The sequence below is a fragment of the Ruegeria sp. CF2 genome (assembly GCF_056537385.1).
In genome coordinates, this window is sequence record NZ_JBQFRL010000001.1 from 1,708,007 (window position 1) to 1,721,743 (window position 13,737).

Below are 13,737 nucleotides of genomic sequence, written 5' to 3' on the forward strand. Positions count from 1 at the left end.
TTGTGCGTCAAAGCCCTGACGAGAGTTGAATTGCGCGTTGGCCGTTCTGTAACTACAAGCGGTAACAAGGAGTTACGGTTTGGCGACATTTAATTTCACGGTGCCGATCTATGGGTTCGACCAATGGACCGGCGCATCGACGAACAACACTGTCGGCTATCCCGTCGGAACCACCTTTTCCTTGAATGCCGGTGCCGCACTGACCGTCATCAACGTCGAAGATGACGACGGCACGGCCAGCCAGCTGTTTTCGGACGGTTACATCGACACGCCCGGAGACGGGTCGTCGCCCAGTACGGCCAACAACGACCAGGTATTGAGCCAGGCGGTGACGATCAACGGACAGACCTTTCAGCCCGGCGATCAGGTCGAGCTTGAGTTCGGTTTTACGACAACCTCCGGCGACACGTTCTGGGTCATTCGCATCGATGGCGTGAATGTCGGCATCAGCGGCCCCGTCCTGCCAACGCCCGGTACGACCTATGAGGTTGCCGGCAGCAGTGATGGTCAGGCATCGCCGATTTCGAATATCCCATGCTTTACCGCCGGCACACTGATCACCACCAAGGACGGGACAACAAGGATAGAAGACTTGTCGGTCAGAGATCTGGTTCTGACCTACGCCGGCAGCTATGAACCGATCCGCTGGATCGGGCGCCGTGAGCTGGACAGCGTCGACTTCTCCGCCAACCCGAAACTGGTTCCGATCCGGATTTCCGCCGGCGCGCTCGGCGCAGGGTTGCCAACGCAGGACCTGACCGTTTCACCCCAGCACCGCATTCTGGTGCGGTCAAAGATCGCGCAACGCATGTTCAACACCAACGAGGTGCTGGTTTCGGCCAAGTCGCTGCTGCCGCTGGACGGCATTGACCGGGTCTGTGCCACGGAATCCGTTTGCTATTTCCACCTTCTTTTCGACGCGCATCAGGTCATCTTTGCCAACGACACCCCAAGCGAAAGCCTCTTCGCCGGTCCCCAAGCGCTGAAATCCATCCCCGAGGCGGCTCGCGCCGAGATATTGGCCCTGTTCCCCGAGCTTGAGGACCCCGGCTTTGAACCAAGGCCAGCCGCCCTGATTCCAAAAGGTCACAAGCAGCGCGGTCTGATTTCGCGTCACCTCAAGAACGGTCAGGCACTGTTGGCCTGATCGTCATTGGGTATTTTCTGACCCTGGTCGGAGTGTGCGCGACCTACCGTCAGGTCTTTCGGCAGACGAACGTGGTCGCTGACAGTGGCATCGTCATGCCCTGCGGAGCAAAGGCGCGCTTCAATTCAGAGAACATCCGCGCCGCCACGTCCGCGGGATCCACGCCGCCGCGCTCTCGTATTTCATCAACCAACGGGTTGCCAAAAACCAGAGCGTGGGCAAAGGCTTCCGGGTTGACGATGGTCTTCGTCAGCCGGATCGTTTCGTGTTGGATATCCGTCCAGCCTGCGGCCCTCAGATCGGCCCGGACAGCTTCGGGGTCACCATAGTGAAACGGAACCTTGTAGAATCCCGGCGGATCCTGCGGAAAGAAATATGCGCCCACATCGTGCGCGACCTGCGAGAACGGGTTCTCGGACATCGAGTTCCACACGTTGAAAACATAGCGCCCACCCGGTCTGAGCACCCGCGCCGCCTCATGGAACGAAGCGGGTTTGTCGGGAAAGAACATGACCCCGAACTGGCAGGTAATCATGTCGAACGCGCCGTCTTCGAACGGCAGATTCATCGCGTTGACGACCGCGAACTCGACGCTATCCGCCGCCGTGAACTTGGCCTTTGCAACCTCCAGCATGGGCGCGTTCAGGTCCGAGATCAAAACTTGGGCCTCACTCGGCAGCACATCGCACAGCTTGCGGCTCAGGATCCCCGTGCCCGCAGCCAGTTCGATGGCCTTGGCCACCGGCTCTTCGGCGCAACGGGCGGCAAGTCTGTCCGCGTAGTCAGTGAAGATATTCGGACCCAACCCCGCGTCGTAATGACTTGGAATATTGCCTACGAAACCAGCCGAATTCGTCGACATCTGCGCTCCCCCCCGGCAACCGCATGATGCAAAAGACTAGCCGAAATTGCGCGTTTTGGCGAACTCATTGTGCTCTGCAGTCGGCTGAGGCCGGCAGGCATCCGCCCCGTCACCCCGCACCAGCAGGTCCAGCATGCCCGAGATGTCTTCGATCTCTTCCGCGATCACATGGGTCACCGCATGGGCCCGCTGCATCCGCCCGGTCACCCGCAGCAACCGCCCCGAGATCACCGCCCGGCGGAACCGCTCATAGATCTTGCGCCAGACAATCACGTTCACGATGCCGGTCTCGTCTTCGAGCGTGATGAAGATCACCCCTTTGGCCGTACCAGGCCGCTGCCGCAGGATCACCAATCCCGCCACAGCAACCCGCGCACCCTCGGGCGGGTCGTCCAGTCGGTCGGCTGGAAGGCAAGCCGGTGGTCTGGGCCATGGGCGGCCCGAACTGGGCTGTGGTGTCGATGCGATACGCATAAGAACAAAAATAGAACAAATGCCCTGAATGTCCAGATGCAGGGGACCGAAACCACAGCCAGAAAGGTCATGCGCTACGCGCGACCGCAGCGCAGACAAGGGTCACTTGGCGTCATGCGCGTTGAACGTGGCCAAACCTTCCCGCAGAACCGCCTTGGCCTTGGCCAGGTCATCCCCGTCCAACGCATCCAGCGCCCGCAAAACGTCACTACGCAACCGCAGAGCCTTGGGGCCCGGTGCTCCGACCGGATGAAGCTCATCGTCATTCGCTGCTGCCAATGCACCATGGCTGATCCCGTCGATCACCTCCACGATTTTCGCCTGGCTTTCGCCAAACCACGCGGCAATGTCATGCTCGGCATCGCCCCGCTCGTTCATCCCAACCACAATCTTTGCGTCCTGAACCGTCAACGGCATCTGCTCACTCCCTTATCAAATCACGGTCACACGACCAGAACACAAATCCATGCACGCAACAATCGAAACCGCTATCCGAGCCTCAACCTTTGATGGAATAAACCGGTCAAACCACTCGGTTGCGGCGCGAACGCGTGGAATTTGGGCGACAATGACGGACCGTTTGCCCGATCACGCCCCGATTGGTCGCAAATGGCACTGGAAAGACCTAAATCCCTTGACTAATGAGGAACCTGAACACCGCAGAAGGAAGACGCGAGCAATGGCAAAGATCACCTATGTCGAGCATGGCGGCAACGAACACACAGTCGAGGTCGCCAACGGCCTGACCGTCATGGAAGGCGCCCGTGACAACAACATTCCCGGCATCGAGGCCGATTGCGGCGGCGCTTGCGCCTGCTCGACCTGTCACGTCTACATCCATCCCGATTGGGTCGAGAAACTGCCTGCCAAGGACGACATGGAAGAAGACATGCTGGACTTCGCCTACGAGCCCGACCCGGCCCGTTCGCGACTGACTTGCCAGATCAAGGTGACTGACGAACTGGACGGGCTGGTCGTCCAGATGCCGGAAAAGCAGATCTGATGCGACGACGCATGCCCCGCTCGTCCGGCGGCATGCGCTGCGGCTTCAAAGCGCCGCGTCCGGCGGTGCGCTTTTGGCCGTGCCACGTACGCGGCGCGCTGATGGCTGTGTGCCTGTGGCTGGCGGGTCCTGCCTTGGCCGCCGAAACCATAGCGACCGCCCGCTACACGGATCCGACCACCCGCTATCCCCACGGCGTCTTGGGTGACCAGATCGAATGGGGTTCGATTGAACTCACGCTTTCAGATGGCAAGCGCCGCAGCTTTACGCTGCCCGATCATCTGGTGTTCGAAGACCTCGCGCCCCGCGTGATCGACGTCACGGGCGACGGTCTTCCAGAAGTCATCGCGGTGGAGAGTGACGCACGACAGGGCGCTCGGCTTGCCATCTACGGCCCACAGGGCCGCATGGCGGCGACACCGCATATCGGCACTCGTTTCCGCTGGCTAGCTCCGGTCGGAGCGGCAGACCTAGACGGCGACGGAAATATCGAAATTGCCTATGTCGATCGTCCCCACCTGGCCAAGACCCTGCGCATTTGGCGCATTTCAGACGGCCGACTGACGGAAATCGCCGCGCTCCCCGGCCTGACCAACCACCGGATCGGAGAGGATTTCATTTCAGGCGGGCTTCGCTCCTGCGACGGCAAACCTGAATTGATCGTCGCCAGCGGCGATTGGCGCCGGATCAATGCCGTCCGCTACGATGGCGGCTGGCAAACCCAGGATCTTGGCCCGTTGAAAAACCGACAAGCCCTTATGAGCGCTCTGAACTGCTGATCCGGGGATTCATCTGGTCAAGAAATCCCAAGGTGCGGCCGCCGGCCGAGCCCCCATTTACCAGCGGGCCCTCAAACCGTCAAAGCGCCCGCCACCCGATATCGCGGCGATGGAAGCCGCCCGGCCAATCGATGGCCTCGACCATCGCATAAGCGTTGTCACGCGCCTCCTGCAGTGTTGCTCCGCGCGCCGTCACGTTCAGAACCCGGCCCCCTGAGGCCACAATCTGCCCGTCCTGCGCCTTGGTGCCTGCGTGAAAAACCATATGGCTGCTGTCCTCGGGCAAGTCATCCAGTCCGTTGATCACGCTGCCTTTTTCATATGCCCCGGGATAACCCTGCGCGGCCATCACCACGGTCAAGGCGTGATCGTCGGCCCAGTTGACCCGCGCCTCGTCCAGCCGCCCTTCGGCCGCCGCATGCATCAGGTCCAGCGCCTGTGCCCCCAACCGCATCATCAGCACCTGACATTCCGGGTCGCCAAAGCGCACGTTGTATTCCACCAGCCTCGGCTGCCCGTCCTTGATCATCAGCCCGGCGTACAGCACCCCTTGAAACGGCGTGCCGCGCCGGGCCATCTCGGCCATCGTCGGGCGCACGATCTGTTCCATCGCCCGCTCCTCAATCTCAGAGCTCAGAACCGGAGCCGGAGAATAGGCGCCCATGCCGCCGGTGTTCAGGCCGGTATCGCCCTCGCCCACGCGCTTGTGGTCCTGCGCGGTGCCGACCGACAGGATGTTCTCGCCGTCACACAGCACGAACAGCGAGGCTTCTTCACCGTCCATGAACTCCTCGATCACCACCTCGGCCCCGGCCCCGCCGAAGGCTCCGCCGAACATGTCGTCCACGGCCTCCAGCGCGGTCGCCTCGTCCATCGCCACGATCACGCCCTTGCCAGCGGCCAGGCCATCGGCCTTGACCACGATCGGCGCGCCCTGCTGACGGATATAATCCTTGGCGGGCTCGGCCTCGGTGAACCGGGCATAGGCCGCAGTGGGCGCACCGGCCGCATCGCAGATTTCTTTGGTGAAACTCTTCGAGGCCTCCAGCCGCGCCGCCTCGGCCGAGGGACCGAACACCAGAATGCCCGCCTCGCGCAGCCGGTCGGCTACCCCGGCGGCCAAGGGCGCCTCGGGGCCGACGATCACGAAATCAATCGCGTTTTCCTCGGCGAAACTGACCACTGCGCCGCCATTCTCGATATCCAGCGCGGCACAATCGGCGATCTGCGCGATCCCGGCATTGCCCGGCGCCACGATCAGGCGGTCGCATTTGGGGTTCTGCATCACCGCCCAGGCCAGGCTGTGTTCGCGCCCGCCGCTGCCGAGAATGAGGATGTTCATGAAAGTCTCCGATCTGCTTGGCCTTGCCTGCGCGGCGTTCTAAGCTGCGCGGGCAATCGAAACAAGGCGCTGAAATGTCCGACCTGCTTGACGATCCGATTCCCGGCCAGAATACCCCCGAATACACCGTGTCCGATATCTCGGGCGAGGTGAAACGCACGCTGGAAGGCACATTTGGCCGAATCCGCGTGCGGGGCGAGGTCGGGCGCGTGTTCAAGGCGCGCTCGGGGCATTTGTACTATGACATCAAGGACGACCGGAACGTGCTGGCCTGCACCACGTGGAAAGGCCAGATCGCGGGCCTGTCGGTGGTGCCGGAAGAGGGGCTCGAAGTCGTCGTCACGGGCCGCCTGACCGCTTTTGGAGCGCAGTCGAAATACAACCTGAACGTTGACGAGGTGGCCGTAGCCGGGCAAGGCGCGCTGATGGCTCTGTTGGAAAGGCGCAAGAAACAGCTGGAATCCGAAGGGCTCTTCGCGCCCGAGCGCAAGAAACCTCTGCCCTTCCTGCCGCAGATCATCGGCGTCGTCACCTCGCCCTCGGGCGCGGTGATCCGCGACATCCTGCACCGGCTGCGTGACCGTTTCCCGCGCAAGGTGCTGATCTGGCCCGTGGCCGTTCAAGGCGCCAATTGCGCGCCCGAGGTCGCCAACGCCATCCAGGGATTCAACCGCCTGACGCCCGGCGGTGCGCTGCCCCGCCCCGATCTGATCATCGTTGCCCGCGGTGGCGGCTCGATCGAGGATCTGTGGGGATTCAACGAGGAAATCGTCGCCCGCGCCGCCGCCGAGTCCGAGATTCCGTTGATCTCGGCCGTGGGGCACGAAACCGACACCACATTGATCGACTATGTCTCGGACCGCCGTGCGCCCACCCCCACCGCCGCCGCCGAACTGGCGGTTCCCGTCCGGATGGAACTGCTGGCTTGGACCGGCGAACAAGGCGCGCGTCTGTCCCGCGCGGCCACCGAAGCGGTACAGCGCCGCGCCCAACGCCTGCGCGATCTATCGCGCGCCCTGCCGCGCCCCGAGACCCTGCTAGACGGGCCGCGCCAGCGACTGGACCTTATTGCCGATCGTCTGGCCCCGGCGTTGCAACGCGGTGTTCAGAACCGCCGCTTGCAGGTGGTGGAACTGTCGGGGCACCTGCGCCCGTCAACGTTGCGCAACCTCGTGGCCGCGCGGCGCGACACGCTGCGCAACCTGTCCTCGCGCCTGTCGATCCGCCCGATCCAACGCGACATCCAGCAGCAGCGCGACCGAGTCAACCAACTGGCCCAGCGCATGACGGCCGCGCAGACTCTGCGGGTGGACCGGCTCCGCCAGCAACTGGATGCGACTGACCGGTTGCGCGAGACGCTCAGCTACAAAGCCACGCTTCAACGCGGCTACGCCGTGGTGCATTCCGAAAGCGGCGTGGTCACCACAAAGGCGCAAGCCAGCAAGCACGCTGCACTGACCATCGAGTTTGCCGATGGAGAATTGAAGACCGAACCGCTGTCCGGGACAACCCCGACCGCCAAGAAACCGTCCAAGCCACCGGCCCCGGATCAAGGATCGTTGTTCTGACGAAGACCCACGTTCAGACGCCGACCTCGGGTCCGTAACAGATCATATCTTCGTCGACGTCGGCTGCTTCGTACAGTTCGGTGGCTTCGGGGTTGCCCTCGAACTGCGCGATTAACCCCTGGGACGAGCGGGTAAAGACCCAGCATTGCGGGTCGGTGCGGTCTTCGTAAACAAAGCAAATCTGGCCGTTCTGTTCGTACCAGATGCCCTCCTTGCAGTCGCCATCCAGAAACGACCAGACCACGCGCCGGTTGGGCAAATACCGTTCGACGCCATAAGTCGTACCACCAAAGCCGTAGAACAGGGTTTTACCGCGCGTGTAGGCATCGAATTCCGCCCCTGACAGAGACTGCGCGACGACCGGCTGGGCCAGCAAAGATCCGAGAATCAACGAACGTATCCACATCGTTTCATTCTGGCAGATGCCACGGCCGCGCGCCAATCTTGGAACGCACTGCCCCAACGTTATGGGTTGAGCGTAAACTCACTCCGCGGCGACACTGCATTGCATCGGAGCCATCGGAAGGCAGGACATGACGATACTCGTACTCGCGGCGCTGGCCTGTGCCCTGGCCTACCTGGCCCTGACGGCCCGTCCGGCCAGCCTGCTACGCACGGCGTTGAAAACCGCAAGCGTCGCCCTGTTGGCGGTCGAGGCGGCGGTGCAGTCCGGCCCTCTGCTTCTGATCCTCGCGCTGTCTCTCTGCGCCTTGGGCGACGCCCTTCTATCGCGTGAGACCGAAGGCACCTTCATGGCCGGCATCGGAGCGTTCGCCGCCGGGCATCTGGTATACATCGCCCTGTTCCTGACCCATCCGTCAAGCGACACCGACCTGATCCTGGACAAACCCGGATACGCCTGGACGCTGGTCATTCTAGGCATCGTGATGGCCACGCTGCTGGCCCAGCGGGCCGGTGATCTGCGCGGACCGGTCCTGGCCTATATCCCGATCATTCTGGGCATGGGCATCACCGTTCTGGCCCTGCCCGAGGCCGGAGCGCTGCGATGGGCGCTGCCGGCCGCGATGGCCTTCATCGCCTCGGACCTGATCCTGGCAACCGAAAGGTTCCTGCTGCCGCCGGGACACCCAGCTCTGCGGCTGACGCCCTATCTGGTCTGGCCGCTCTACTGGGGCGCGCAGTTCGGCTTTTTTCTGGCCTTCACCTGACCCTTTGCAACTGCCGCCATTCCGCATTAGGTGAAGAGAACACCTGCGGAGACCAAGATGGCGTTTTTTACCAAGCTCAAGGACCGGCTGTTCAAATCCTCGTCCCGCCTCGAACAGGGGCTTGAGGCAATCGTCGAGGACGGCGGCGAAGAAACCACCGCCCCTGACCCGGTGATTCCGCAGCCCGAGCCCGAGCCGCAACCCGTCCCGGAAATCCCCGAACCCGCGCCCACGCCGCAACCGGTCGAGACACCCTCGCCCGAGCCGGCGGACCCAACGCCCGCCCCGCCTCCGCCGGAACTGCCGGAACAGGCGCAGTCCAAGGGCCTGATCGGGCGTCTCTTCGGTCGCGGCGATGCCGGGCCGGTGGTGCGCCGCACGCTCGACGACGACATGCTCGAACAGCTCGAGGAACTGCTGATCACCTCTGACATGGGTGTCGACACCGCCCTGCGCGTCACCGCCAACATGGCCGAGGGGCGCTATGGCCGCAAACTCTCGACCCAGGAAATCAAGCAACTGTTGGCGCAGGAAATCGCCCGCGTGATGGAGCCGGTCGCAAAACCGATGCCCCTCTACCCCAAGCGCCCGCAGGTGGTGCTGGTGGTGGGCGTCAACGGCTCGGGCAAGACCACGACGATCGGCAAGCTGGCCAGCCAGTTCAAGGCCGCCGGCAAAAAGGTGGTCATCGCCGCGGGCGACACTTTCCGCGCCGCCGCCGTGGAACAGCTGCAGGTCTGGGGCGACCGCGCCGGAGTTCCAGTCCTGACCGCGCCCGAAGGCTCCGACCCCGCCTCGCTGGCTTTCGACGCCCTGACCAAGGCGCAAGCTGAAGGCGCCGACCTGCTGATGATCGACACAGCCGGCCGCCTGCAGAACCGCGCCGACCTGATGGAGGAATTGGCCAAGATCGTCCGCGTCATCCGCAAGATCGACGAAACCGCCCCGCACAACACTCTGCTGGTGCTCGACGCCACCACCGGCCAGAACGCGCTCAGCCAAGTGGAAACCTTCCGCAAGCTGGCTGATGTCTCGGGCCTTGTAATGACCAAGCTCGACGGCACCGCCAAGGGCGGCGTGCTTGTGGCGCTGGCCGACAAGTTTGGCCTGCCGATCCACGCCATCGGAGTCGGCGAACAGATCGACGATCTGGCCCCCTTCGACCCCGAGGAATTCGCCGCCGCCCTGACCGGCCTCGACAGCAACTGACCTTCATCTGGCCCCAAATATCCTCGGGGGTCTGGGGGTGGAAAACCCCCAGCCTCTCCACCAGCGAAAGACCCGCAGCGTGAGCGACTGGCTGATCTCCCTCGAAGGCACCGAGGCCGGACACAGGCTGGCCCTTGGCCTCGCCCTGATGGCGGCCTTCTTGCACGCGGTGTTCGGTGCGCTGCAGAAGGGTCGGCACGACCCCTGGCTGTCGCGTGGCGCGATCGACGCCTGCTACTGCCTGATGGCCGCGCCCTTTGCGTTCTTCGTCGTACCCTGGCCCGAGCCCTTCATGTGGCCGATATTCGCCGTGGTCTGGCTGATCCATGTCGCTTACAAGACGCTGCAGGCGATGGCCTATACCAAAGGGTCCTACACCGTGGTCTACCCGGTGGTGCGCGGCACCGGCCCGTTGTTCACCGTCATCGGCGCCTATCTTCTGTTCAACGAAACCTTCTCGCTCACCCAGTGGCTAGGCGTCGCCGTGCTGCTGACGGGCATCTTCGGGTTGGCCGCCTACAATTTCCGCTTCCTGGAAACCAACCGCGAAACTCTGGGCATCGCATTGGCCCTTGCGGTTGCAACCGGCCTCTTCGTGGCGCTCTACACCACATATGACGCCTACGGCATCCGCGCCACGGCCGATCCGTTCACCTTTCTGGCCTGGTTCTTCATGATCGACGGGGCCACAATGCCGATCTACGCCTTCCTGCGCTGGCGGGCGATGATTCACCGCCCGGCAATCGGGCCGTTGATGCTGCGGGGGCTTGCAGGCGGGCTGATCGCACCCATGTCTTTCGGAGCGATCATGCTGGCCACCCGGCTGGACAAAGTCGGCGAAGCCGCGGTACTGCGCGAAACCTCGACCGTCTTTGCCGCCCTGATCGGCTGGCTGGCCTTGAAAGAGACCGTGGGGCCTCGGCGCATTATCCTGATGGCATTGATTGCATTGGGCGCGGTAATAGTTGAAATGGGCGGGTGAACAGCAGGACGACAGGCATGGCAGACAAGAAAGAGATCAATCCGTTTCTGAAACAGGTGCTGGAACTGGGACCACCGCTGGCCTTCTTCTTCATCTACCTGCGCCTGCGCGACGACAGCTTTCTGATCGGCGGCACGGAATATTCCGGCTTCATCGTGGCCACCATCATTTTCGTTCCGCTGATGCTGGGGGCGATGGGCATCCTGTGGTATCTGACCGGCAAACTCAGCCGGATGCAGATCTTCACCGCCATCATGGTCATCTTCTTCGGTGGCCTGACCGCCTGGTTCAACGACGAGCGGTTCTTCAAGATGAAGACCACGCTGGTCTACGGGTTCTTCTCGCTGATGCTGGGCATCGGTCTGCTGCAGGGCAAGTCCTACCTCGCCTATGTGCTGGACGAGATGCTGCCGATGCGCCACGAGGGATGGATGATCCTGACGCGCCGCCTTTGCGCCTGTTTCGCCGTGCTGGCCGTGGCCAATGAACTGGTCTGGCGCACCCTGTCCACCGATTTGTGGGTCAAGATCGAAACCTTTGGCTTTCCGATCGCTTTGATGGGGTTCCTGATGCTGCAATTCAGCATCCTGCAAAGCTATATGGACGATCCGGACAAGCAGTAATGCGTCCCTGAAACGGGCCGGCGAACCTTGGGGAAACCTTCGGAAAACCGGATAAAATCCTTGGCTTAGCTCCAAAGCTGTGGAAAGCTGGGAAACCACCCACACCACTCATCCGGAGAACCGTGTCTTCCATGACCGCCTTTCCGAACAGCGGGTTCCTGTCCGAAGCTTCAGACCGGCTTCGTGATATGCTCTCTGCGCTAGCCACTTCTGTCTCGCTGGACCGCGGCGAGGTCTTGTTCGAACAAGGCGACGAGGGTGACGCCCTCTATGCCTTGCTGGAAGGCGCTTTGGAGGTGTCCTTCCTGGCCATGAGCGGGCGCAAGTTGGCGCTCAGCCTGATGCGCCCGGGCGAGGTTTTCGGCGAAATCGCCCTCTTCGACAGCGGCCCGCGCACCGCCACCATCACCGCAGCCGAGCCGTCGCGTGTACTGCGCGTACGCCGCAAGGATCTGATGGAACAAATCCGCAAGCACCCCGAACTGGCCGAGGACATGATCCGTCTGGCCGGACTGCGCATGCGCTGGATGGGGGCGCAGTTGAACGAGCAGGTATTCCTGCCGATGCCTGTGCGACTTGCGCGAAAGCTTCTGCTTCTGGCCAACCAGCAGGACGCGCCGTCCGAACGCATCGCCCTGTCGCAGAGCGAGCTAGCGGAATTCGTCGGCGCGACGCGCGAGGCGGTATCCAAGACGATCTCGACGTGGAAACGCTCGAACGTGGTCGAGGCTTCGCGCGGTGGGCTGCAGATCCACGACTTTGACGCCCTGCGCCAACTCGCCGAATCCGATCTGATCTGACCTGATGCCCGGAAAATGGCCCGGATGTGATCCGCTTCACATACAACGGGATTCGCTTCCATTAGGTAATGAATTGTTACCGTAGGGTGCCAGAGTATCATCCCCGATATCTGTCCACTGGCATCTCCCTGCACCAGAGCCACGCGCCTCCCCGGCGTGTGGCTCTTTTGATTTCTGCAGCCAGAACGAAAATCGGCCGGAGCACCTGCCCCGGCCGATCATGTTGACCAAACTGGCTGTCTTACTCTTCGAGGCTCAGCGCGACGAAGCGCGGATCGCCACCACGGCGCACCAGCAGCAGCAGCGACTTGCGCCCCGCCTCCCGAGCCTCGTCCATCCGATCCTCGAGATCGGAGATCGACGACACTTTCTGCTGACCAGCCTCGGTGATCAGGTCGCCTGCCCGCAGGCCCTTGGCGTAGGCTTCGGAGGCTTCATCCACATCCGTCACAACCAGACCATCCGCGTCCGCGTCCAGACCCAGATCTTCGCGCAACGTGTCGGTCAGCGGCGAAATCGTCAGGCCAAGAATGTCTGCATTCTCGTCCAGCGGCGCCTCTTCCGCACCATCATCATCGCCGGTTTCCGCACGCTCGGCATCCTCGCGACGCCCAAGAGTGACAAGCACGGTCTGAGTGCTGCCGTCCCGCTGAACGACCACGCGCACGGACTTGCCGACCGGTGTCTCACCGACCTGCCGCACCAATCCGCGCGTGTCCTTCACCTCGACACCATCAAAGCTGAGAATCACATCCCCTGCGAGCAGACCCGCCTCTTTGGCAGGGCCGTCCGGCACATCGCTGATCAGCGCACCGCCCGGCTTGTCCAGGCCCATCGCCTCGGCCATATCCTCGGTCACGTCCTGAATGCGGACACCCAGCCAGCCGCGGCGAGTTTCGCCGAATTCCCGCAACTGATCGACAACCTTGGAAACCACGTTCGACGCCATCGAGAACCCGATACCGATCGACCCGCCATTCGGCGACAAGATCGCGGTGTTCACACCGATGACCTGACCGTCCATGTTGAACAGAGGACCGCCCGAGTTGCCCCGGTTGATGGCCGCATCCGTCTGGATATAGTCGTCATAGGAACCGCTGAGCTCGCGATTGCGCGCCGACACGATCCCGGCAGATACCGAAAACCCCTGGCCCAGCGGGTTGCCCATGGCAACCACCCAGTCCCCTACAAGCGCTGTGTCGCTGTCGCCGAAAGTGACGTATTTCAGCGGACCCGACGCCTCGACCTTGAGCAACGCAATGTCCGTTTTCTCATCCGTTCCGATGACCTTGGCCGGCAGCTCGTTTACCGGCTGACCATCGCCGGGGAAGAACTCGATCAGAATTTCATCCGCCTCTGCGATGACGTGATTGTTGGTGACGATGTAGCCATCCTCGGAAATCACGAACCCCGATCCCAAGGCATTGCTGCGGCGCGGGCGATTGTCCTGGTCGCCATTGCGGTCCTGGAACTCGCGGAAAAAGTCCTCGAACGGGGAACCCTCGGGAACGATCCCCTGCGCGCCCGACTGCCCCTCGATCAGGGTCGTCGTGGTGATGTTGACCACGGCCGGGCTGATCCGGTTGACCAGCGGCGCCAGGCTTTCCTGACGGGCCTGTGCAGCCAACGTCTGGAGCAACAAAAGGGAAACCGCGGCAAAAGCCAGCCACAAAAGCCGCGCCATCGTCACCACATCGTCCCGGCGGACGGATACACTGCGTGCTACTGCCTGCACTTGGTCTCTCCTTGTCGACATTGTTCTGTTGGTGGCTGCCTGAG

General features: G+C 62.6%; 15 protein-coding genes. 9 read left to right on the forward strand and 6 right to left on the reverse strand.

Annotation, left to right across the window (positions count from 1 at the left end):
• Positions 1-79 precede the first annotated feature (79 nt).
• Entirely contained in the window at positions 80-1,147 is a 1,068-nt protein-coding gene (locus ACR0IR_RS08500; protein ID WP_254441515.1) for a Hint domain-containing protein, read from the forward strand.
• A 49-nt stretch (positions 1,148-1,196) separates the two neighbouring features.
• Here ACR0IR_RS08500 and ACR0IR_RS08505 read toward each other — a convergent pair whose 3' ends face one another.
• From ACR0IR_RS08505 to ACR0IR_RS08515, 3 genes are all read right to left on the reverse strand, one after another.
• A complete protein-coding gene (locus tag ACR0IR_RS08505; protein ID WP_170363131.1) occupies positions 1,197-2,009 on the reverse strand; it encodes a class I SAM-dependent methyltransferase in 813 nt (270 codons plus the stop codon).
• Between the two features lie 36 nt (positions 2,010-2,045).
• Positions 2,046-2,483 (reverse strand): OB-fold nucleic acid binding domain-containing protein, encoded by a 438-nt coding sequence (locus tag ACR0IR_RS08510; RefSeq protein ID WP_093962512.1) that lies wholly within the window; start codon positions 2,481-2,483, stop codon positions 2,046-2,048.
• 102 nt (positions 2,484-2,585) lie between these two features.
• On the reverse strand, positions 2,586-2,900 hold the full coding sequence (locus tag ACR0IR_RS08515) for a hypothetical protein (protein WP_093962513.1): 315 nt from the start codon (positions 2,898-2,900) through the stop codon (positions 2,586-2,588).
• A 262-nt stretch (positions 2,901-3,162) separates the two neighbouring features.
• On the opposite strand from ACR0IR_RS08515, the gene ACR0IR_RS08520 reads away from it, so the two are divergent.
• Both ACR0IR_RS08520 and ACR0IR_RS08525 read left to right on the forward strand, forming a co-directional pair.
• The gene (locus ACR0IR_RS08520) at positions 3,163-3,486 is read left to right on the forward strand and encodes a 2Fe-2S iron-sulfur cluster-binding protein (RefSeq protein ID WP_170338356.1); all 324 of its coding nucleotides are present in this window, start codon (positions 3,163-3,165) and stop codon (positions 3,484-3,486) included.
• A 32-nt stretch (positions 3,487-3,518) separates the two neighbouring features.
• A complete protein-coding gene (locus tag ACR0IR_RS08525) occupies positions 3,519-4,265 on the forward strand; it encodes an FG-GAP repeat domain-containing protein (protein WP_244952361.1) in 747 nt (248 codons plus the stop codon).
• 79 nt (positions 4,266-4,344) lie between these two features.
• Here the strand turns inward: ACR0IR_RS08525 and purD are convergent, their stop codons facing one another.
• Positions 4,345-5,607, reverse strand: a complete 1,263-nt coding sequence (gene purD, locus ACR0IR_RS08530) for a phosphoribosylamine--glycine ligase (RefSeq protein WP_170363130.1) — start codon at positions 5,605-5,607, stop codon at positions 4,345-4,347.
• A gap of 74 nt (positions 5,608-5,681) precedes the next feature.
• Here purD and xseA point away from each other — a divergent pair, with 74 nt between their 5' ends.
• Complete coding sequence (gene xseA, locus ACR0IR_RS08535) at positions 5,682-7,175, forward strand: exodeoxyribonuclease VII large subunit (RefSeq protein WP_170363129.1); 1,494 nt, start codon at positions 5,682-5,684, stop codon at positions 7,173-7,175.
• A gap of 13 nt (positions 7,176-7,188) precedes the next feature.
• Here the strand turns inward: xseA and ACR0IR_RS08540 are convergent, their stop codons facing one another.
• Entirely contained in the window at positions 7,189-7,581 is a 393-nt protein-coding gene (locus ACR0IR_RS08540; RefSeq protein WP_170338349.1) for a hypothetical protein, read from the reverse strand.
• Between the two features lie 127 nt (positions 7,582-7,708).
• Here ACR0IR_RS08540 and ACR0IR_RS08545 point away from each other — a divergent pair, with 127 nt between their 5' ends.
• The 5 genes from ACR0IR_RS08545 to ACR0IR_RS08565 all read left to right on the forward strand — a co-directional run bounded on the left by ACR0IR_RS08545 (position 7,709) and on the right by ACR0IR_RS08565 (position 11,958).
• On the forward strand, positions 7,709-8,344 hold the full coding sequence (locus tag ACR0IR_RS08545) for a lysoplasmalogenase (protein WP_170363128.1): 636 nt from the start codon (positions 7,709-7,711) through the stop codon (positions 8,342-8,344).
• 57 nt (positions 8,345-8,401) lie between these two features.
• Positions 8,402-9,553, forward strand: a complete 1,152-nt coding sequence (ftsY, locus tag ACR0IR_RS08550; protein ID WP_170363127.1) for a signal recognition particle-docking protein FtsY — start codon at positions 8,402-8,404, stop codon at positions 9,551-9,553.
• Between the two features lie 79 nt (positions 9,554-9,632).
• Complete coding sequence (locus ACR0IR_RS08555; protein ID WP_170363126.1) at positions 9,633-10,535, forward strand: EamA family transporter; 903 nt, start codon at positions 9,633-9,635, stop codon at positions 10,533-10,535.
• Positions 10,536-10,552: 17 nt separating this feature from the next.
• Positions 10,553-11,158 carry an inner membrane-spanning protein YciB gene (locus tag ACR0IR_RS08560; RefSeq protein WP_170363125.1) on the forward strand — a complete coding sequence of 202 codons (606 nt, stop codon included), beginning with the start codon at positions 10,553-10,555 and terminating at the stop codon, positions 11,156-11,158.
• Between the two features lie 131 nt (positions 11,159-11,289).
• Entirely contained in the window at positions 11,290-11,958 is a 669-nt protein-coding gene (locus tag ACR0IR_RS08565; protein WP_170337872.1) for a Crp/Fnr family transcriptional regulator, read from the forward strand.
• A gap of 241 nt (positions 11,959-12,199) precedes the next feature.
• On the opposite strand, the gene ACR0IR_RS08570 is transcribed toward ACR0IR_RS08565, so the two are convergent.
• Positions 12,200-13,693, reverse strand: coding sequence for a Do family serine endopeptidase (locus ACR0IR_RS08570; RefSeq protein ID WP_437342606.1), 1,494 nt, complete (start codon positions 13,691-13,693; stop codon positions 12,200-12,202).
• Positions 13,694-13,737: the final 44 nt, after the last annotated feature.